The organism is Streptomyces sp., assembly GCF_035563135.1.
Classification (GTDB): domain Bacteria; phylum Actinomycetota; class Actinomycetes; order Streptomycetales; family Streptomycetaceae; genus Streptomyces.
Genome location: NZ_DATMVN010000674.1, coordinates 1 through 20,714, shown reverse-complemented (window position 1 = coordinate 20,714; position 20,714 = coordinate 1). Strand labels below are relative to the sequence as shown.

At 68.7% G+C, this 20,714-nt stretch carries 14 protein-coding genes; 5 read left to right on the top strand and 9 right to left on the bottom strand.

The window, feature by feature from the left end:
• Nucleotides 1-363, top strand: a 363-nt coding sequence (locus VN520_RS30120) for an NTP pyrophosphohydrolase (RefSeq protein ID WP_325750108.1), incomplete at its 5' end; no start/stop codon positions are given.
• A 14-nt stretch (nucleotides 364-377) separates the two neighbouring features.
• Here the strand turns inward: VN520_RS30120 and VN520_RS30115 are convergent.
• The 6 genes from VN520_RS30115 to VN520_RS30090 form a co-directional block, all read right to left on the bottom strand.
• Nucleotides 378-1,880: an amino acid permease gene (locus VN520_RS30115; protein WP_325750107.1), complete on the bottom strand. Its 1,503-nt coding sequence runs from the start codon at nucleotides 1,878-1,880 to the stop codon at nucleotides 378-380.
• Nucleotides 1,881-2,024: 144 nt separating this feature from the next.
• Nucleotides 2,025-3,938 (bottom strand): 1-deoxy-D-xylulose-5-phosphate synthase, encoded by a 1,914-nt coding sequence (gene dxs / locus VN520_RS30110; RefSeq protein WP_325750106.1) that lies wholly within the window; start codon nucleotides 3,936-3,938, stop codon nucleotides 2,025-2,027.
• Between the two features lie 467 nt (nucleotides 3,939-4,405).
• Complete coding sequence (locus VN520_RS30105) at nucleotides 4,406-5,731, bottom strand: sugar ABC transporter permease (protein ID WP_414719994.1); 1,326 nt, start codon at nucleotides 5,729-5,731, stop codon at nucleotides 4,406-4,408.
• Entirely contained in the window at nucleotides 5,728-6,522 is a 795-nt protein-coding gene (locus VN520_RS30100) for an ATP-binding cassette domain-containing protein (RefSeq protein ID WP_325750105.1), read from the bottom strand. The genes VN520_RS30105 and VN520_RS30100 overlap by 4 nt, the downstream gene beginning before the upstream one ends.
• A gap of 214 nt (nucleotides 6,523-6,736) precedes the next feature.
• Nucleotides 6,737-7,834 (bottom strand): sugar ABC transporter substrate-binding protein, encoded by a 1,098-nt coding sequence (locus VN520_RS30095; protein WP_414719993.1) that lies wholly within the window; start codon nucleotides 7,832-7,834, stop codon nucleotides 6,737-6,739.
• Between the two features lie 122 nt (nucleotides 7,835-7,956).
• Nucleotides 7,957-9,156 (bottom strand): ROK family transcriptional regulator, encoded by a 1,200-nt coding sequence (locus VN520_RS30090; protein WP_325750103.1) that lies wholly within the window; start codon nucleotides 9,154-9,156, stop codon nucleotides 7,957-7,959.
• Nucleotides 9,157-9,742: 586 nt separating this feature from the next.
• Here VN520_RS30090 and VN520_RS30085 point away from each other — a divergent pair.
• Entirely contained in the window at nucleotides 9,743-10,669 is a 927-nt protein-coding gene (locus VN520_RS30085) for a hypothetical protein (RefSeq protein WP_325750102.1), read from the top strand.
• Between the two features lie 64 nt (nucleotides 10,670-10,733).
• Here VN520_RS30085 and VN520_RS30080 read toward each other — a convergent pair whose 3' ends face one another.
• The 3 genes from VN520_RS30080 to ngcE all read right to left on the bottom strand — a co-directional run bounded on the left by VN520_RS30080 (nucleotide 10,734) and on the right by ngcE (nucleotide 14,171).
• Nucleotides 10,734-11,651 carry a carbohydrate ABC transporter permease gene (locus VN520_RS30080; protein ID WP_325750101.1) on the bottom strand — a complete coding sequence of 306 codons (918 nt, stop codon included), beginning with the start codon at nucleotides 11,649-11,651 and terminating at the stop codon, nucleotides 10,734-10,736.
• 97 nt (nucleotides 11,652-11,748) lie between these two features.
• Nucleotides 11,749-12,672 (bottom strand): sugar ABC transporter permease, encoded by a 924-nt coding sequence (locus VN520_RS30075; protein WP_325750100.1) that lies wholly within the window; start codon nucleotides 12,670-12,672, stop codon nucleotides 11,749-11,751.
• A gap of 50 nt (nucleotides 12,673-12,722) precedes the next feature.
• Nucleotides 12,723-14,171, bottom strand: a complete 1,449-nt coding sequence (ngcE, locus tag VN520_RS30070) for an N-acetylglucosamine/diacetylchitobiose ABC transporter substrate-binding protein (protein WP_325750099.1) — start codon at nucleotides 14,169-14,171, stop codon at nucleotides 12,723-12,725.
• Between the two features lie 496 nt (nucleotides 14,172-14,667).
• Between ngcE and VN520_RS30065 the strand changes: the two genes are divergently transcribed.
• From VN520_RS30065 to VN520_RS30055, 3 genes are all read left to right on the top strand, one after another.
• Nucleotides 14,668-18,516, top strand: coding sequence for a GH92 family glycosyl hydrolase (locus VN520_RS30065; protein WP_325750098.1), 3,849 nt, complete (start codon nucleotides 14,668-14,670; stop codon nucleotides 18,514-18,516).
• Nucleotides 18,517-18,848: 332 nt separating this feature from the next.
• On the top strand, nucleotides 18,849-19,571 hold the full coding sequence (locus VN520_RS30060) for a hypothetical protein (RefSeq protein ID WP_325750097.1): 723 nt from the start codon (nucleotides 18,849-18,851) through the stop codon (nucleotides 19,569-19,571).
• A gap of 52 nt (nucleotides 19,572-19,623) precedes the next feature.
• Nucleotides 19,624-20,274: a class F sortase gene (locus VN520_RS30055; RefSeq protein WP_325750096.1), complete on the top strand. Its 651-nt coding sequence runs from the start codon at nucleotides 19,624-19,626 to the stop codon at nucleotides 20,272-20,274.
• Nucleotides 20,275-20,714 lie beyond the last annotated feature (440 nt).

The following is a 20,714-nucleotide window of genomic DNA, read 5'->3' as shown; positions in this document are numbered from 1 at the left end:
GACGGAGCCAATGTCGTCGGTTCCGTGCCCGACGGCTGGTGGCGGGACCGGCGCGGTGCCGCCGAGCGGCTGCGGGACTCGTTGGTCCCCTACGCCGCGGGCGGCCTGCCCGGACACCCCGGCCCCGTCGAGCTCGTGCTGGTCGTGGAGGGTGCCGCGCGCGAGGTCGTCCCCGTGCCGGGCGTACGCGTGGAGGCGGCGCCCGGCAGCGGTGACGACCTCATCGCCGAGCTGGCCGCCGCAGCCCGCGGCGTACGGCCCTGCGTCGTGGTCACCGCCGACCGTGGACTGCGGCAGCGGGCCGAGGCGTACGGGGCCCACTGCACGGGCCCGCGCACGGTACGGCCGCTGCCGCCCCCGTGAGGGGCCTGAGGGACTCAGGAATCCTTCGCCATACGGCTGTTCCTGCGTCCGTACGCGAAGTAGATCAACACGCCCAGCGCCATCCAGATCCCGAACCGGAGCCATGTCTCCGCCGGCAGGTTCAGCATCAGCCAGACCGAGGCCGCGACCGACACGACCGGGAGCAGCGGCACCCACGGGGTGCGGAAGGCGCGGTGCAGGTCGGGGCGGGTGCGGCGCAGGACGATGACGCCGAGGGCCACGACCACGAAGGCGAAGAGCGTGCCGATGTTCACCAGGGTCGCCAGCTCGTTGATGCTCGTGAAGCCGGCCACGATCGCGATGACCACACCGAGCAGGACGGTGGGGCGGTACGGGGTGCCGAAGCGCGGGTGCGTCACCGAGAAGAACCTCGGGAGCAGCCCGTCGCGGCTCATGGCGAAGAACACCCTGGTCTGGCCGAGCAGGAGGATCATGCAGACCGTGGTGAGCCCGACCGCCGCACCGAAGCTGATGACGCCCGCGTAGAAGGGGTGCCCCACGGCCTTGAAGGCGTCGGCCAGCGGGGCGCTCACGGAGAGTTCGGAGTAGTGCTGCATGCCGGTGACGACGATCGACACGGCGACGTAGAGCAGCGTGCAGATGACGAGTGACGCCAGAATCCCGCGCGGCATGTCCCGCTGCGGGAGCTTGGTCTCCTCGGCGGCGGTGGCCACGACGTCGAAGCCGATGAAGGCGAAGAAGACGATGGAGGCGGCGGTGAAGATGCCCATGACGCCGAAGTTCGTCGGCTGGTAGCCGAAGATCAGCTGCACCAGCGGCGCGTCCAGGCCCGAGCCCGAGGGCTGCTTCTCGGCCTCGGGGACGAAGGGCGAGTAGTTGGACCCCTTGACGAAGAACAGCCCGGCGATGATCACGATGCCGACGACGGCCAGCTTGACGGCGACGACGACGGTGGTCACCCGTGCGGAGAGCTTCATCCCGAGGACCAGGACGACCGTCAGGACCAGCACCAGGGCGAACGCGAGGACGTCGAAGCCGAATCCGCTCGCCACATCGGGGCCGGAGAGCACGTCGGGCATCGCCCAGCCGGCGTTGTCCAGCAGCGAGCGGACGTAGCCGGACCAGCCGACCGCCACCACCGCGGTGCCCAGCGCGAATTCCAGCACCAGGTCCCAGCCGATGATCCAGGCGACCAGCTCGCCCAGCGAGGCGTACGAGAAGGTGTACGCCGATCCGGCGACCGGGACGGTGGAGGCGAATTCGGCGTAGCAGAGCGCGGCGAGCGCGCAGACGATGCCCGCCGCGACGAAGGCGAGGGCCGTGGCGGGGCCCGCCGTCTCCTTGGCGACCTTGCCCGTGAGGACGAAGATCCCGGTGCCGATGATGACACCCACGCCGAAGACCGTGAGGTCCAGCGCGGAGAGGGATCTCCTGAGCGCGTGCTCCGGTTCCTCGGTGTCGCGGATGGACTGTTCGACCGTCTTGGTCCGGAACAGTCCCTTTCCGCTGGGGGGCGTGTCCTGCTGCGTGCTCACCGGCGTACCTCCACGCGCTCGTCGTGCACGCCATGATTCGGAACCAATCGCCCCAGAACGCACCGTACGCCCCGTTTTCACGCAAATGGGCCGGTCGGACCACCCGTGCGGGGTGGGCGGCCGGCCCAGTGCGGTGCGGGCGGATCAGTCGCGGACGGGCTCCGCGGTGCGGCTCTCGTAGCGGCCGTCGAGCTTGGCGACGAGGCCTGTGACCTGGCGGGCGATGTCCGGTGCGGTCAGCCCGATCTCGGCCATGACCTCGCCGCGCGAGGCGTGGTCGAGGAACACCGGCGGGATGCCGAAGTTACGCAGCGGCACGTCGACACCGGCGTCGCGCAGGGCCTGGGCGACGGCGGAGCCGACACCGCCGGCCCTGCTGTTGTCCTCGACGGTGACGACGACCCGGTGCTCCGCGGCGAGCGGGGCGAGCGCCTCGTCGACGGGCTTGACCCAGCGCGGGTCGACCACGGTCGTGGAGATGCCCTGGGCGTCCAGCAGAGCGGCGATCTCCAGGCACATCGGGGCGAGGGCGCCGACGGAGACCAGGAGGACGTCCGGGGCGTCCGTACCCGCCGTGCGCAGGATGTCCATGCCGCCCGCCGTGCCGACGGCCTTGACCGCGGGGCCGACCGCGCCCTTGGAGAAGCGGACGACGGTGGGCGCGTCGTCGACGGCCACGGCCTCACGCAGCTGGGCGCGGACCTGGTCGGCGTCGCGCGGGGCGGCGATGCGCAGGGTCGGCACGCACTGCAGGATCGACATGTCCCACATGCCGTTGTGCGAGGCGCCGTCCGTGCCCGTGACGCCGGCCCGGTCCAGGACGAAGGTCACCCCGCACCTGTGCAGGGCGACGTCCATCAGGACCTGGTCGAAGGCGCGGTTCAGGAAGGTCGCGTAGACCGCGAAGACGGGGTGCAGCCCACCGGTGGCCAGGCCCGCCGCGGAGACCGCGCCGTGCTGCTCGGCGATCCCGACGTCGTAGATCCGGTCCGGGAAGGCCTCCTCGAACTTGCCGAGGCCGACGGGCTGGAGCATGGCCGCCGTGATGGCGACGATGTCCTCGCGCTCATGGCCCAGCTTGACCATTTCCTCACCGAAGACCGACGTCCAGTCCAGGCCGGAGGTGGAGATGGGCAGACCGGTGTCCGGGTGGATCTTGCCGACCGCGTGGAAGCGGTCCGCCTCGTCCTGGAGGGCGGGGGTGTAGCCGCGGCCCTTCTCCGTGAGGCAGTGCACGATGACCGGGCCGCCGAAGCGCTTGGCCCGCTGGAGCGCGGACTCCAGGGCCTCGATGTCGTGCCCGTCGATCGGCCCGACGTACTTCAGGCCCAGGTCCTCGAACATGCCCTGCGGGGCGATGAAGTCCTTGAGGCCCTTCTTGGCGCCGTGCAGGGTCTCGTACAGCGGCCTGCCGACGACGGGCGTACGCTCCAGGAGGTCCTTGCCACGGGCCAGGAACCGCTCGTACCCGTCGGTGGTGCGCAGGGTGGCGAGGTGGTTCGCGAGGCCGCCGATGGTCGGGGCGTACGAACGCTCGTTGTCGTTGACGACGATGACGAGGGGGCGGTCCTTGGCGGCGGCGATGTTGTTCAGCGCCTCCCAGGCCATACCGCCGGTGAGCGCGCCGTCTCCGATGACCGCGACGACGTGGTCGTCCTTCTTCAGGAGCTCGTTGGCCTTGGCGAGGCCGTCGGCCCAGCCGAGCACCGTCGAGGCGTGCGAGTTCTCGATGACGTCGTGCTCGGACTCCGCGCGGGACGGGTATCCGGAGAGTCCGCCCTTGCTCTTGAGCTTCGAGAAGTCCTGGCGGCCGGTGAGCAGCTTGTGCACATAGCTCTGGTGGCCGGTGTCGAAGAGGACCTTGTCCTGCGGGGACTCGAAGACCCGGTGCAGGGCGATGGTCAGCTCGACCACGCCCAGGTTCGGTCCGAGGTGGCCGCCGGTCTTGGCCACCTCCTCGACGAGGAAGGTACGGATCTCGCCGGCGAGCTGGTCGAGCTGCTCGAGACCGAGCCGGTCCAGGTCGCGCGGTCCCCTGATGCGGGTCAGCAGGTCCACCCGTGCCTCCTTGCGTGTGAGCCGGTTCGAACTTCTTACCGATCCGCAGAGTCTAATGTTCCGCGGAGGGCACCGGTCCTCAGGGGACGCGGTCGTGTGTCACACCTTCGGTGGGAAACGCATGGTTTCGCCCGTGTCCGCGTGTCCCGGGGAACACGCGTACGCGGAATCCGGAATTCAGGGGGCCGCCGGGCCACTCATGACCGGGCGCCGCAGGCTCTTGAGGACGAACAGGTGTGCCCGGGGCGGCCGAGCAGCTCGACCGGGGAAACCGTCACCCGCCGGGCAGGGCGGGGGTGAGCGGCCGGGCGGTCCCGTGGGGCTGCCCTCGGCCGTTCCCGCGCTCGCGCCGCCGGGGGCCGTGGACGAGCCGGCCGGCGGCCTCCGTGCCGGTCCGCCCCGTGCCGGACACGCCTGTGCCCGGCATCCGCCGGGATACCGGGCACAGGCGCTGGCGCGTACGGGTGTCAGGCGCGGCCTGCGGTCTTCTGCGTACGGCGGGAGACCGAGTCGATGACCACGGCGGCCAGCAGCACCGCTCCGGTGATCATGTACTGGACGGCGTTGGCCATGCCGATCATGTTCAGGCCCTGCTGGATCGACTGGATCACGATCATGCCGAGCAGCGCGGACCAGACCTTGCCCCGGCCGCCGAAGAGGCTGGTGCCTCCGATGACGGCGGCGGCGATGACCAGCATCAGGGTGTTGCCGGCGCCGACGCTCTTGGTGGCACCGCCGGAGAGGCTGGCGATGAAGAGGCCGCCGAAGGCGCCCAGCGTGCCGGAGAGGGCGAAGACGGTGATGCGGACGCGGTCGACGTTGATACCGGCGCGGCGGGCCGCCTCCGGGTTGCCGCCGACCGCGAAGACCTGGCGGCCGAAGGTGGTCCGGCGGGCGACGAAGTCCGCGATGATCAGCACCGCGAGGAAGAGCACCAGGGCGAGCGGCAGGCCGCGGGCACCGGACGGCTCGTTCAGGACGTACGCGACGACGAAGCACAGGACGGCGACGACGCCGGTGCGCAGGACGATCTCGGCGACGGGGCGGGCGGGCAGGTTCGCGGCCTTGCGGCGCTTGCTGTCGACCAGGAGCGAGGCGGCGTACGCGAGGACGGCGACCAGGGCGAGCCCGTAGCCGGCGGCCTTGTCCTCGAAGAAGTAGTTGGTCAGGTTCTCGACGACACTGCCGGAGGGCGTGTTGATCGAGCCCTCTCCGCCCATCATCCAGTCCTGGAGACCGCTCCAGCCGAGGAAGCCCGCCAGGGTGACGACGAAGGCCGGTACCCCGATCTTGGCGAAGAAGAAGCCGTGCAGTGCCCCGAGGGCCATGCCGGAGAGCACGGCGACGAGGATCGCCAGCCAGTCGTTCCAGCCGTTGTTGACGTTGAGCACGGCCCAGACGGCCGCGCCGACGCCGGCGACGGAGCCGACCGAGAGGTCGATCTCGCCGAGCAGCAGCACGAACACGATGCCGACGGCCATGATGCCGAGACCGGAGCTGTAGACCGCGATGTTCGCGACGGAGCTGGCGGAGAGGAAGTTGCTGTTCTGCAGCTGGAAGACGATCGCGATGACGATCAGCCCGATGAAGACCGGCAGCGAGCCGAGTTCACCACCGCGCACCTTGCGGGTGAACTCCGACCAGTAGCCCTTGAAGCCCTCCTCGCGGATGAGCAGGCGCGGGTCGACCGCGGGGATGGGGGCCGCCGACGGTTCGGCGGCGGGTGCCGTCGAGGGGGCGTCGGACGCGGACGTCTCCGTGGAGGTCCCGGGGGTCTTGGCGAGGTCGCTCACTTCGCGTCCTCCTTCGTGGCCGTGCGTGCCTGGCGGCGCGTGACGGCATTGTCCGTGGCGCCGGTGATCGCGGCGATGATCTCTTCGTGGGAGGTGCTCGCTACGTCGAACACACCGTTGTTGCGGCCGAGACGGAGCACCGCGACCTTGTTCGCGACGGCGCGGACGTCGGCCATGTTGTGGCTGATGAGGATGACGCCGTGGCCGCGCTCACGCAGCCGCTCGACGAGGTCGAGGACCTGGGCGGTCTGCTCGACGCCGAGTGCCGCGGTCGGCTCGTCCAGGATGACGACCTGGGGGTCGCCGATCAGGGCGCGCGCGATCGCGACGACCTGGCGCTGCCCGCCGGAGAGCGAGGCGACGGGGATCCGTACGCTCGGGATCCGGATGGACAGCGTGTCCAGGAGCTCCTTGGCGCGCTTCTCCATCGCGATCTCGTCGAGGACGGAGACCTTGCGCAGTTCGCTGCCGAGGAAGAGGTTGGCGACGACGTCGAGGTTGTCGCAGAGGGCCAGGTCCTGGTAGACGGTGGCGACTCCGAGTTCCTGGGCATCGTTGGGCCGGTTGATCTGGACCTTCCTGCCCTCCCACTCGATGGCGCCTTCGTCGATCGGGTGGACGCCCGAAATGGTCTTGACGAGCGTCGACTTGCCGGCGCCGTTGTCGCCGACCAGGGCGACCACTTCGCCGGGGTGAATCTCCAGGTCCACATCGGTGAGCGCCTGGACGGCGCCGAACCGCTTGGAGATTCCGCGCAACGCCAACACGGGCGTAGCGGACACGTGAATCATCTCCTTCGCCGCCTGACCGGCGGGGATGGTGCTGCAGAGCGAGGGGGGTGTACGGAGTGAGCCCGGCGCCCGCCCGCGCTTGCGGGGCGTCGGAAGGGCGGGTGCCGGGCCGGCTGGGAGCCGGATGGACGGCCCGCGGGAGTCATGCGCCCCCGCGGGCTCCGGTCTCGTCCTGCGGGCCGCCCGCCGGGGCGGGGCCGGCCCCGGAGGAGTCCTACTTGATGCCGGCGGCGTCGCAGGCCGCCTTGTACTCGGCGGTGCAGATCTCCTCGGCCTTGTACACCTCGTCCGCGATGACCGTGGAGGCGATGTTCTCCTTGGTCAGGATCTGGGCGTCGTAGAGCTTGGAGGGGATGTTCTTGAACTCGCCGCTGAGGCTGTCGACCTTGGCCGGCGCGAGGTCGTCGATCTTCTCGCCCTTGAGGAGCTTGACGGCGATCTCGGCGGTGGTCTCGGCCTCCGGCTTGATCTGCTTGTAGATCGTGAAGGACTGGCTGCCCGCCAGGATGCGCTGCAGACCGGCGAGCTCGGCGTCCTGGCCGCCGACCGGGACCTTGACGCCCTGCTTGTCGAGGGCGGTGATGATGCCGCCGGCCATGCCGTCGTTGGCGGAGTAGACGCCCTGGAAGCCCGTCTTGCCCAGCGAGTCGATGGCGGCACCCATCTTCTTGTTGGCCTCGTCCGGCGACCAGTCCGGGATGTCCTGCTCGTAGACGACCTTCTTGACCTGGGTGTCCAGGACGCTGTGGGCGCCCTTCTTGAAGAAGGGGGCGTTCGGGTCGGTCGGCGAGCCGTTGATCATCACGACGTTGCTGTCCTTGGCCTTGGCGCCGAGCGCCTTGACCAGGGCCTCACCCTGGAGCCGGCCGATCTTCTCGTTGTCGTACGAGACGTACGCGGAGATCGGGCCCTCGGCGAGCCGGTCGTACGCGACGACCTTGACGCCCTTCTTCTCCGCCTGCTGCACCCAGGACTTGGTGGCCTTGTAGTCGACGGAGTCCAGGATGATGACCTTCACACCCTGCGTGACCAGCGCGTCGAACTGCTTCTTCTGGGTCTCGGTGTCCTGTGCGGCGTTGTTGTACTTGACCTCGCAGTCGTCGCACAGTTCCTTGATCTTCGCCTCGATGATGGGGCGGTCGAACGTTTCGTAACGCGTGGTCTTGTTCTCCGGCAGCAGCAGACCGATGGTCTTGCTGTCACCACCGCCGCTGGCGTCCGCGTCGTCGCCCGCCTTGCCGCAAGCGGCAACCGAGACTGCCATGGACAGAGCGGCCGTGCCTATAACGATGCGTCGCGTCACTGCGTTCATGCGGGTTTGCCTCCCTGACGAGGCCGCAACGTTGCGGCCGAGGTGGCTGGAAGTCAACTCGGCCGCGACGCCAGCGTCAAGGAGTAAATTCTTAACGAGATGACAACGGTGCCATTCGTTATCTAAGTGAAGGCAGGGGTGGCCGTGGGGAGCGTGCCCTCCAAAAGGGTCGAATCACCCATTTCGCTGAGCACGAGGGCCAGCGCACCCAGCACCTCGGCCCGCCCTCCGAGTGCTCCGGGAAGCACGGAGAGCTGCCGCGCGGCACTGGGGATGGCGTAGCGCGAGACCGAGTCCCGGATGGGCCCCAGCACCAACTCCCCCGCCTCCGCGAGGGATCCGCCGAGCACCACCCGGCTCGGATTGAGCAGGTTGCACAGGTTCGCCACACCGCTGCCGATGTGCCGGCCGACGTCCCCGATGACCCTGCGGCAGCCCGGGTCCCCCTCACGGGCCAGCTGGACCATCCGCTCCATGGTGAGATCCGGCCCGTGGCTGGGCTTCAGCAGCGGCAGGACGTACCGGGCGGCGGTGAAGGTCTCCAGACAGCCGCGGTTGCCGCAGCGGCAGACGGGGCCCGATTCGTCGAGGGTGATGTGGCCGATCTCGCCGGCCGTTCCGCCGGGCCCCCGGTAGATGTGCCCGTCGATCACCAGCCCGGCGCCGACACCGCTGGCGACCTTGATGTACGCGAGGTCCCTGACGCCCCTGCCGCCGCCCCAGACCAGCTCCCCGAGCGCCCCGAGGTTGGCATCGTTGTCCACGTAGACCGGCACGCCGAGGCGTCCGGCGAGCTCCTGTCCGGGATTGATGCCCGTCCAGCCCGGGAGGATCGAGGTGGAACCCAGCGTGCCGGATTCCACGTCGATCGGGCCCGGTACGCCGAGGCCCACGCCGATCACCTTCCCGGGGCTGATCCCGGTGGTCTCGATCAGGCGGTTGACCAGCTGTTCCGCCCGGCCGAAGCCCTGCGCCGACGAGGCGTCCACATCCAGCGGCTCGGATTCCTCGGCCAGCACCTGGTGGGCCAGGTTGCCGATGGCCACCCGGAGGTGGGTGTGCCCGAAGTCCACCCCTATGACGATGCCCGCGTCCCCGCTGAGGGAGACGCTCCTGGCGCGGCGCCCACCGGCCGAGGTGGGGGTCACCTCGACCGTGCCGCCGTCCTTGAGTTCACGGACGATGTTGGAGACGGTGGCTGCGGAGAGGCCGGTGCTCCTGGCGATCTCGGCCTGGGTCAAGGACCCTGCCATCCTTACGGCACGTACGACCCGCTCAAGGTTGGCCCGATGCAGAGACGTCTGCGACCCCGGAGTCTCCATCGACTCACTCACTCCTGCCGTTTTCTCCAACATGTGAACCCTAAGCTGAGCGTTTTGGGGTGCCCCCCGTCAAGACCTTGAGCAGTCGGAGCCTCCTTTGAGCACGCCGCTCCTCTTCTCTGCGGGAACGTGGCCGGAGCCCTGACCTCCGCCTGAAACTCTCGAACGAGCCGTACGCACCCGGAGGGCGGTGGTCCGCTCCACGGGCCGTCGGACCCTCAAGACGTCGAAAATCAGCCATTCCCTGTACCCGGAGATGAAGGGTTCCGCACACGCGGGCCTCCATGGCGGCGCCACCGGCGGCATCTCACCTCAGCGTCTTCACGTCCATGGGTTTTTTCGGGACATGGTCCAGGTCAGCCAGCTTTTTTACCTCTCCAGGGGGTCAGGTTGACAACCAGGTCGACCGGGCACGCCGCAGCCCCTCCGAAGCGGCTCGGCGTGCGACGACGCACGAGCGGGGCGAGCGTCACGGGGAGGGTGTGTCAGCCAGGCCGGAAACGGCCACCGCGCACTCCGCGCCTCTTCGCACCTCCTCCCGTCGGCCGCCTGCAACGTCCCTCCCGGCGTGACCGAAGGAGCCCCCGTGGCCGACGAGATGGTGCGCAAGGCGCAGCAGTTCATCAATGGCGTATATGGAGGAGAGCCAGGCATCGACCGTCTGCCGGAGACCGGGGAGACCGGATGGTCGACCATGTTCGCCCTGACGCGCGCCCTCCCGTACGAACTGGGCATCACCAGCCTGTCCGGCGCGTTCGGCCCCACCGCTCCGAACACCCTCACGTCCAAGTACCCGGTGCTCAACGGGGCCACGGTGCCGTCGCGGAACTTCACCAAGATCATTCGGTCGGCCCTGTACCGCAAGGGTTACGACGGCGGTGACATCGACGGCACGTACAACTCACGCGTGGCCTCGTCGATGGCCCGTCTGAAGCAGAACATGGGCGTGGACCTCGTCCACCCCGGCGGCAACCTGGTGCCGAAGGCCTTCAAGGGCCTCCTCGACATGGATGCCCACGTCACCGCCAACGGCGGCACGGAAACCGTGCGAGCGGTGCAGCGGTGGCTCAACGGCTCGTACGTGTCCCGCCGGGGCTTCTACATCATTCCGGCCGACGGCAACCACTCGCGCGATGTCGCCAGGTCGATGCTCTTCGCGGTGCGGTACGAGCTCGGAGTGCGCTGGGGCGGTGACGACCGTGAGCCGGACGAGTCGCTCTTCTCCATCGGCGTGCCACCGGGTGACGAGCGTCTGAAGAGGGCCGCGGCGAAGATCCGCGGCTGGAACCACACTCCGGGGCTCGGCGCCGGGACCCAGGTGGACCCCGCGCAGTCGCAGCGGCCGCAGGGCGGCCGAACGGCTCGCGGCCCGGCAGGCCTGAGCCTGCGAGCACCGAGTCGTGGAAGGCCGTGCCCGGGCCGGGTGCGGCCTTCCACGTTCCGTGCCGGCGGCGAGGGGCGCACCACGAGGACAACGTCAGGAAGGCCGTCCCCGCGGGAGCGGCCTTCCTGACGGGTAACACTGGTTGCGCCATGGAGCGGGACTTGACCGCGCGGCGGGATTCCGCCGCGGCTCCCTACTTGAGCGCTCCCGCCGTCAGCCCTGCGACGACCTGGCGCTGGAAGACGATGTAGGCGGCGAGGACCGGCAGCATCGCCATGACCAGACCCGCGAAGAGGCCCGACCAGTCCCCCTTGTACCCCTGGCTGGTGGCCAGTTCGACGAGGCCCTGGGACAGCACCTTGCCGTCCGGATCGGTGTTCAGGACGGTCGGCAGCATGTACTGGTTCCACTGCCCGAGGAAGTTGAAGATGCCGACGCTGATCAGGCCGGGCTTCGCCATCGGCAGCATCACCTGGAAGAACGTCCGGGTGTGCGAGGCGCCGTCCAGCAGGGCGGCTTCCGCGATCGAGCTCGGCAGGGTGCGGAAGAACGAGGTGAGGAAGAAGACGGTGAAGGGCAGCGAGTACGCGATGTAGACCAGGATCAGCCCGTGCACCGAGTTCAGCAGGTCCATGTTGTTCATGACGAAGAACAGCGGGACCAGCGCCAGGATGACCGGGAAGCTCATCCCTCCGATGAAGAGGAAGTAGATGAAGCGGTTCCCCGGGAAGTCGAACCGCGCCAGTACGTACGCCGCCATCGAGCCCAGCAGCAGGGTGCCGATGAGCGAACCGCCCACCACCAGGATGGTGTTGAGGAAGTAGTCGCTCATGTGGGCCTGGTTCCAGGCCCGTGACCAGTTCTCGAAGTGGAGTCTGTCGGGCAGCGACCAGGGATCCGACAGGATCGAGTCGTCCGACTTGAAGGACGACATCACCGCCCACAGCAGCGGCATGACGACGAGAACCGCCCAGATGACCAGCACGCCGTGCGAGAAGACGTTGAGGACCTTGCCCTCGCTGCTCCTCGCCGGCGCGCCCGCGGGGGTGTCCGTCTTCGTCACCGGTGAGCGCGGGGCCGGAACGGCGGGGGGAGTCTCAGTGACCTTCATGTGTGCTCACCTCGTACGACTGTCGAGCCGGCCCCCGGGACCGAACTGATCTGCCTGGAGCCGCGCGCCGGCTCGCCGTGTTCCGTGACGGCCCGCATCAGAACTCCAGCCGCTCGCGCCGGCCCAGACGCATCACGATGCCCGCGAAGAGCATGGTGACGATGAGCAGCCCGACGCCGATCGTGGTCGCGTAGCCGGCCTGCGCGTCCCGGAAGGCCGTCTGGTAGACGTACAGCGGCAGGACGGTGGTGGAGTAGTCGGGACCGCCCGGGCCCACCGTCATGACCTGTACGGCGGTGAAGGCCTCCACCCCGAGTGCCAGGATGCCCATGTAGACCCAGCCGGACTGCACGGTGTCCCAGAGCAGCGGCAGCGTGATCCTGAAGAACGTCGTGATGCGGTCGGCCCCGTCGAGCAGGGCGGCCTCGTAGAAGTCCTTGGGGATCGAGGCCATCCCGGCGGAGAAGAGGACGACGAAGAATCCGACCGTCGACCAGATCAGCACGACCATCACGCAGTACAGGGCCAGATCGGGATCGCCCAGCCAGTCCGGCTGGAGGCTCTTGAGTCCGACTGCCTTGAGGGTCTCGTTCAGCATTCCGGACGTGGGGTTGAACGCGAACTGGAAGAGCAGGGCGACGATGACGATCGACAGGACCTGGGGGAAGAAATAGGCGATCTTGTAGAACGAGGAGCCCCGCACGCCGGCGACCGCGGCGTTCTTGCGCCGCCGGCCGCCGACATTGAGCATGAAGGCGAAGAAGAGTGCGAGGCCCAGCGTCACCAGCGGCAGCAGCAGCGCCAGCAGCACACTGTGCTGCAGCGACTTCCAGAAGATGTCGTCGTCGAGCATCCGGCTGTAGTTGTCGAAGCCGACCATCCGGAAGTCCGGGCTCAGTCCGGTCCAGTCCGTGAACGAGTAGTAGATGGACTGGGCGAAGGGCCAGATGACGAAGAGGGCGTACAACGCCAGTGGGGCTGCCAGGAACCCCACGATGAACCGGTACTTGCCGTGCTGCATCGTTTACCGACCCCGATTTCCGAGCGGGTGCCGCCGCTGGTGACGGTTGCTCACTGGTGCTTGTAGTGCTTGATGGACTGGTCCTTGGCCGCCGCGTCGGCGAAGCCCTGGATCTTCTTGATGGTCTCCGCCGGGGTCGCGCGGCCGGCCATCATCTCGCCGATTCCGGCGATACCGATCTGTTCCTTCTGGAGCTTGGCGTACCAGTCCTGCAGCCGCGGGTTCACCACGTTCTCGCCGGCCTTCGCGAGGACGTCGACGCCGGACTGCAGCGCGGTGGACAGCGTCAGGCCGTCGGTGCCGCCGTTCAGGGCGGTCAGTGACTTCACCTTCCGGGTGAAGTTCTTGGAGGACTCCTCGCTGAGCATGATGCGCAGCTGCTCCATGCCGCCCTCGGGGTTCTTCGCGTTCGCCGGGACGATGAACGGCTCGCCGCCGGACGCCCAGATCGTGCCGAAGGGCAGCTTGTCGGAGGAGTCGAGGCTGGACGGCGCACCGACCATCATCTTGAAGTCGTCCGGCGTGGTGGGCGCGGCCTCGTTCTCCACCCACGAACCGTTCGGGATGAAGAGTGCCTTGCCCTTGGTCCACTCGGTCTGCGACTGGATGTGGGTGAGACCGGGGGTGCCCTTGAGGATGTAGCCCTTCTTGAAGAGCTCGTAGTACGCCTCGAACGCGGCCTTGACGGCCGGGTCCTTCCAGGCGTTGGGCTCCAGGTTGTCGATCTTGTCGAGGACCTCGCGGCCACCGATCTTGGCGATGAAGGGGTAGAGCGAGAACGGCAGGTAGTACGGGTACTTGCCCGGGTACGTCCAGCCGGCGATGCCCTGCTTCTTCGCCTTCGCGCACAGCGCGAGCATGTCGTCCCAGGTCTCCGGGTACGCCGCGTCGAGCTTCTCGAGGTTGGTCTGCGAGTACCAGACCCCGTAGACCGTGTACGCGTAGTACATGACCCAGACCGGGTCGCCGTCGAACTGGCCCATCTCCAGCACACCGGGGCGCAGCGTGTCGCGGACCTTCTTCGCCGGGTCGTCGTAGGACGGGGCGTCCATCAGCGGTGTCAGGTCGGCGAGCTGCTTCTTGCCGACCAGGACACCCATGTCCATCTGCTCGGCACCCGAGTTGTCGATCAGGTCCGGCGGGGTGCCGCCGTTGAAGCGGGGCTGCAGGATCGACTGGATCTTCTCGGTCGCGGAGTGCTTGACCTTCGGCGCCTTCGGGAAGGCCTCGTTGTACTTCTTCTCCGCGTCGATGGCGTACTGCTCGCCGAAACCGCCGTTGAAGATGACCACTTCGAGGGCGGCGGTCTCATTGACGCCGAGCGGGTTCTTCGCACTCCTGGTGCCCTTTTCGGCCTTCTCGTCACTTCCGCCGTCGCTGCTCGCGCACGCCGACAGGAAGCTCATCGTCGGAACAGCGATCAGGCCGAGTGCGGCAGAACGCTTGATCACATCGCGACGGCCAAGGCCCTCATTCGTACGGCCGGAGGTGGATCCCATGCTCAAGTCCTCGCCTTCTCCAGGACTCAGGCGGTGTACCGGTCACCCGTAGTGAATTCGCCTAGGCGAAGGGCCCCGCCACCGCGGTCGGTTGCGCTCGGGTCGTGCAGATTGCCGGTTTGCCGGATGCAGTGGAGGACTTACGGGAGAACGCGCGGCGGGCCGCCTCTCACGCCCACAGCTGTTCACCCTCCCCCGTGTCCGCACGCCGTTGTGAAGCGGCTGTGCAGACGCCGACAGGTATAGTCCACTTTCCGTCAACTGGGCAAGATCGAATGCATGGTTGAGCGGGAGTCTTTCCCGAGTTGAGACCTCACGGACACCTCGGCGGCGCACCCCCTCGCGCGGAAGGGCCGTCTTCCGCGACACGGTCGAATCACCGGCGCCGGCCGCGCGCAACACTCTTGACACATCCCGCCACTTGGCTCCCTACTGGAATCCGCATCCCACAGTGACAACGTTGTCCAAAGCATGTCCCCAGGAGGAACGGCTCCGTATGCAGCCCCTACGTGGTCCTCAGCACGGCTCGCGCCACAGACACAGCCACTCCGCCGCGGTCCTCGCGGCCTCACTCGTCCTGGCCCTGGCGGCCCCCACCGCGGCCCTCGCCCAGCCGTCCGGCGCCGTGCAGAAGCCCTCCGGCGAGACGTCGTTCAGCTCCTCGTTCGAGGCCGACGAGAAGCAGCCGGACTGGCGGAACACCGTCGAGGAGGGCGCCGACGGGAAGAAGAAGGCCTCGGGTGTCGACGGCGGGTTCTCCGCCGGAATACCGGGCAATGTCACCGACCAGGTCACGGAAGTGCGCGCCAGCGGCGAGAACACCGGCGGCGGTGAGGTCAAGGAGAACCTGGCCGATGTGGAGCCCGGTTCCAAGTGGCTGGCCTTCGAGCCCACGGCCTGGGTCGAGTTCGACCTCGCCGAGCCCGTCAAGGTCGTGACGTACGCCCTCACTTCGGCCAACGACCATGACGAGCGGGACCCCAGGGACTGGACCCTGAAGGGTTCCGCCGACGGCAGGACCTGGACGGACCTGGACACCCGCACCGGCGAGACGTTCTCCAAGCGCTTCCAGACCAAGTCGTACGACTTCACCGCGGACGCCGCCTACCAGCACTTCCGGCTGGAGATCACGAAGAACAACGGCGCGTCCGACGCGCTCCAGCTCGCCGACGTCCAGTTCTCGAACGGGGACACCTCCGTCCCCCCGCCGGGCGACATGCGCACCCAGGCCGACCGCGGCCCCTCCGGCTCCCCCACCGCCAAGCAGGGCGCCGGCTTCACGGGGAAGAAGGCCCTGCGCTACGCCGGTACGCACAAGCCGGACGGCCACGCCTACTCGTACAACAAGGTCTTCGACGTCAACACGACGGTCACCAAGGACACCCAGCTCTCCTACCTCGTCTATCCGCAGATGGGTGAGACGGACCTCGACTACCCCGCGACGCACGTGGCGGTGGACCTGGCGTTCACCGACGGCACCTACCTGAGCGGGCTGAAGGCCACCGACAGCCACGGCGGGCTGCTCACCCCGCAGGGCCAGGCCGACGCCAAGCGGCTGTACGTGAACCAGTGGAACAAGGTCGCCTCGCGGATCGGCACGGTCGCGGCGGGCAGGACCGTCGACCGGATCCTGGTGGCGTACGACTCCCCCAAGGGCCCGTCGAAGTTCCAGGGCTGGGTCGACGACATCACGATCGCCCCGAAGGCCCCGGAGAAGCGCAAGGCGCACCTCTCCGACTACGCGTCGACCGTGCGCGGCACCAACTCCAGCGGTGGCTTCTCGCGCGGCAACAACATCCCGGCGACCGCGGTCCCGCACGGCTTCAACTTCTGGACGCCGGTCACCAACGCCGGATCCACGAGCTGGCTGTACGACTACGCGCGGGGCAACAACGAGGACAACCTGCCCACGCTCCAGGCGTTCAGCGCCAGCCATGAGCCGAGCCCCTGGATGGGTGACCGCCAGACCTTCCAGATGATGCCGTCGGCGGCCTCCGGCACCCCCGACGCCTCCCGCACGGCTCGCGCGCTGCCGTTCCGCCACGAGAACGAGACCGCGAAGCCGCACTACTACGGGGTGACGTTCGAGAACGGCCTCAAGGCCGAGATGACGCCGACCGACCACGCGGCGCGGATGCGGTTCACCTACCCCGGTGACGACGCGAGCCTGGTCTTCGACAACGTCGACAACAGGGGCGGGCTCACCCTCGACCCGGAGACGGGCTCCTTCTCCGGCTATTCGGACGTCAAGAGCGGTCTGTCCACCGGGGCGACGCGCCTGTTCGTGTACGGCTCCTTCGACGCGCCGGTCACCGACAGCGGCAGGCTGAAGGGCGGCGGCGGTGACGACGTGACCGGCTTCTTCCGCTTCGACGCGGGCAAGGACCGTACGGTCGGCCTGCGGCTGGCCACGTCGCTGATCAGCGTGGACCAGGCGAAGAAGAATCTCGCCATGGAGCTGCCGGCCAGGACCTCCTTCGACAAGGTGAGGAAGAACGCGCAGAAGGCCTGGGACAAGATCCTCGGCAAGGTGGAGGTCGAGGGGGCGAACGCCGACCAGCTGACCACGCTCTACTCCAGCCTGTACCGGCTCTACCTCTACCCCAACTCGGGCTTCGAACAGGTCGACGGCAGGAGCGCCTACGCGAGCCCCTTCTCGCCGCAGACGGGCACCGACACCCCGACCCACACCGGCGCGAAGATCGTCAAGGGTGAGGTGTACGTCAACAACGGCTTCTGGGACACCTACCGCACGACGTGGCCCGCGTACTCCTTCTTCTCCCCGAAACAGGCCGGCAAGCTGGTCGACGGCTTCGTCCAGCACTACAAGGACGGCGGCTGGACCTCCCGCTGGTCCTCCCCCGGCTACGCGGACCTGATGACCGGCACCAGCTCCGACGTGGCCTTCGCCGACGCGTACGTCAAGGGCGTCGACTTCGATGCCGAGGCGGCGTACGACGCGGCGGTCAAGAACGCCACGGTGGCGCCTGCGTCCTCGGGTGTCGGCCGCAAGGGCATGGAGACCTCGGTCTTCACCGGATACGCCGACACCTCGACGCACGAGGGGCTCTCGTGGTCGCTGGAGGGCTACCTCAACGACTACGGCATCGCGGAGATGGGCAAGGCGCTCTACAGGAAGACGAAGAAGGCGCGGTACAAGGAGGAGTCCGAGTACTTCCTCAACCGCGCGCAGAACTACGTCAAGCTCTTCGACGGGAAGGCCGGCTTCTTCCAGGGCAGGAAGGCGGACGGCGACTGGCGCGTGCCCTCCGGCCAGTACGACCCCCGCGTCTGGGGTTACGACTACACGGAGACCAACGGCTGGGGTTACGCCTTCACCGCCCCGCAGGACAGCCGCGGCCTCGCCAACCTCTACGGCGGGCGCGACGGTCTGGCCGAGAAGCTGGACACCTACTTCTCGACCCCCGAGACCGCCGGACCCGAATTCGTCGGCTCGTACGGCGGTGTCATCCACGAGATGACCGAGGCGCGCGACGTGCGGATGGGCCAGTACGGCCACAGCAACCAGGTCGCGCACCACGCCACGTACATGTACAACGCGGCCTCGCAGCCCTGGAAGACCCAGGAGAAGGTCCGCGAGGTGCTCGGCCGGCTGTACACCGGCAGCGAGATCGGCCAGGGCTACCACGGTGACGAGGACAACGGCGAGCAGTCGGCCTGGTTCCTCTTCTCCTCGCTCGGTTTCTACCCGCTGGTCATGGGCAGCGGTGAGTACGCCATCGGCTCGCCGCTCTTCACGAGGACGACCGTGCACCTGGAGAACGGGCGGGAGCTGGTCGTCAAGGCGCCGAAGAACAGTGCGAAGAACGTCTACGTCCAGGGGCTGAAGGTCAACGGCAAGAGGTGGACGTCCACTTCGCTGCCGCACGACCTGCTCGCCAAGGGCGGCGTGCTGGAGTTCGCCATGGGTTCCGAGCCCTCGTCGTGGGGCACGGGCAAGGACGCGGCCCCGGTCTCCATCACCCAGGACGACAAGGTGCCCGCCCCGAAGGGCGACGTGCTCAAGGGCGACGGCGCGCTGTACGACGACACCTCCGCGACATCGGCCCCGGTCGAGTCGGTGGAGCTGCCGGCCGCCGCGGGCACGAAGGCGGTCCAGTACACGCTGACCTCCGCCACGGCGGCGAAGGCTCCCACGGGCTGGGTGCTCCAGGGCTCGGCCGACGGCACGTCGTGGAAGGACCTGGACGAACGGTCCGGCCAGACGTTCGCCTGGGACAAGCAGACCCGGGTGTTCTCGCTGCAGGCGCCGAAGGCGTACGCGAAGTACCGGCTGGTGAGCACGGTGCCGGCGACCCTGGCGGAGATCGAGCTGATCGCCTGACCGCCTGACCGGAATGACGGGCCGGGGGCCGGCCACCCGCACACGCGGGTGGCCGGCCCCCGGTCCGTGGTGCTCCGCAGGACCCCACGACGTGGGTCACCGGGTATCCGGCTGCCTGCTCCGCGGGGCCGGGCGCCGCTCTCGCCAGGACTCCCGCCTGTTTTCGGACTCTCGGGTCACCCGCGTCGAGGGACACGCCGCACGCTTTGGGCTAGTCAGGGTATGTTTGCCCACTTTTTCGGTGTCCTGACCCCCTCTCAAGAAGATCCATGTCATGACTTAGGCGATCAGGTGATCAGTACGACAATCATCTCGGCTTGAAGGAGCCCAGCATGCGCATTCCCGCTTCCGTCCGCTCCCGCAGCGCCCGCACGGGCGTCACGTTGGCTGCTGCGGTCGCCGTCGCCGGTGCCACCCTGGCCGGAGCCCCCGCCGCCTACGCCCTGCCCGGGGACAGCGGCAACCTCGAAGTCACCTCGGTCGGCTGGCACTCGCGTGGCGAGCACGACGACGTCGAGGTCTGCAAGTTCGTGCTCAAGGCGAGCAACTTCGAGTCCTTCCCCTCCGTCCCCTGGACCATCACCGAGCAGCCGCCGACCGTCCCCCCGGGCGACACGCTGCTGGGCACCCTCCCGCTCGTGGACGGCGAGGCCCGCAGCCAGCAGTACCTGCTCCCCGAGGGCACCTACCAGCTGGTGTGGACCGTCCCGTCGGGCCCGAAGCAGCGGAGCTTCGAGGTCGACTGCTCCAAGCACGAGGGCAAGGGCGGCTCCGGCGACAGCCACAAGGACGGTGACGACCGGAGTTCGTCGTCCGGGTCGGAGACCGACAAGAGCGGGGAGAAGAGCTGGGAGAAGGACTCCGAGAAGTCCTACGACAAGCCGTCCGGCGCGGTGCCCGCCGGCGGCGGCGGCGTCCCCGACATGCAGGGCGTGAGCTCGGAGAACGAGTCGGGCTTCGGTGCGCCTGCCGCGCTCGTCGCCGGCTCGGCCGGAATCGCGGGGCTCCTCATGGTCCGTCGATCCGCACGCCGTCGTGCCCGCAACGAGGCATGACGCGCGCGGCCGACGGCGACGACGGGGGCCGAGCCGCGCATTCCGGCTCACCATGACCCTGAGTGCGACCTTCTCGCTGGTGGCCGGCGTCGTGTGGGCGAACTCGGACTCGTCCGAGGACGCCACGTCGGTCACCGCCGCCCGCGGCAGCGACGCCGCGGGCGGCGGGGCCCCGCCGTTCGAGAGGGCAGCGCACGAGCCCCAGGCGAAGGTGCCCGCCTCGCACGCGCCGTTGGTGCATTCGCGTCCGGTGAAGGTCGCCATCCCCGCGATCTTCATCGAGGCTCCGGTCGTCGGTCTCGGCCTGGACAAGAAGGGCCGGCTCGGCGCCCCGCCGTTGAGCAGGCCGCTGGAGGTGGGCTGGTACCGCAAGGGCCCGTCCCCCGGGGAGGCGGGCACGGCTCTGCTCGTCGGCCACCGGGACACCGCGACGGGACCGGCCATCTTTCTCAATCTCAACGTCCTGCGCCGGGGTGACACCGTGAAGGTCACCCGGGCGGACGGACGGACCGCGGTCTTCACCGTCGACGAGGTGAAGACGTACACGAAGGACGAGTTCCCCGACGACAAGGTGTACGGAGCCACCGGCCGTCCGGAGCTCAGGCTCCTGACGTGCGGTGGACGCTTCGACAAGAAGAACGGCTACTCGGCCAACGTCGTCGTCTTCGCCCACCTGACGTCGCTCAGGAAGCAGGCGGTCTGATCCAGGGCACGCCACACGGAACCGGCCGGTACCTCGGGGGCGAGGTACCGGCCGTCCGCGTGAACCGCCGAACGGTGCGGGCGGCGGCTGGGGGATCGCTCTGCCGCAGGCCTGACGGTGCCCGGGTCCCGCACGATACGGGCACCGGTTTCAAAGGCCGCAGCGCGTAAGGCGGACACCGCCACGGATCTTCCGGCCTTCTCTTCCTCTTCGGCATACCCTCCTCGCTTCGGGCCGGACCGCTCGGCTTCGCGGAGGGACCACCCCGGCGGGGGCTCTTCCTTCTCCGGGGGGCTGCCGGTCGGAGACCTGCCCGCGTTCCGGCTACGGCATGCCGTTCTCCCTGTCCTGGTGCCGGGCCGTCCGCGAAGCCGCGGCGCCGGACCCGCCTTCGCGAACCCGGCGCGCCCCGGCCCTCGCGTGCCCGCACCGCCCGCACC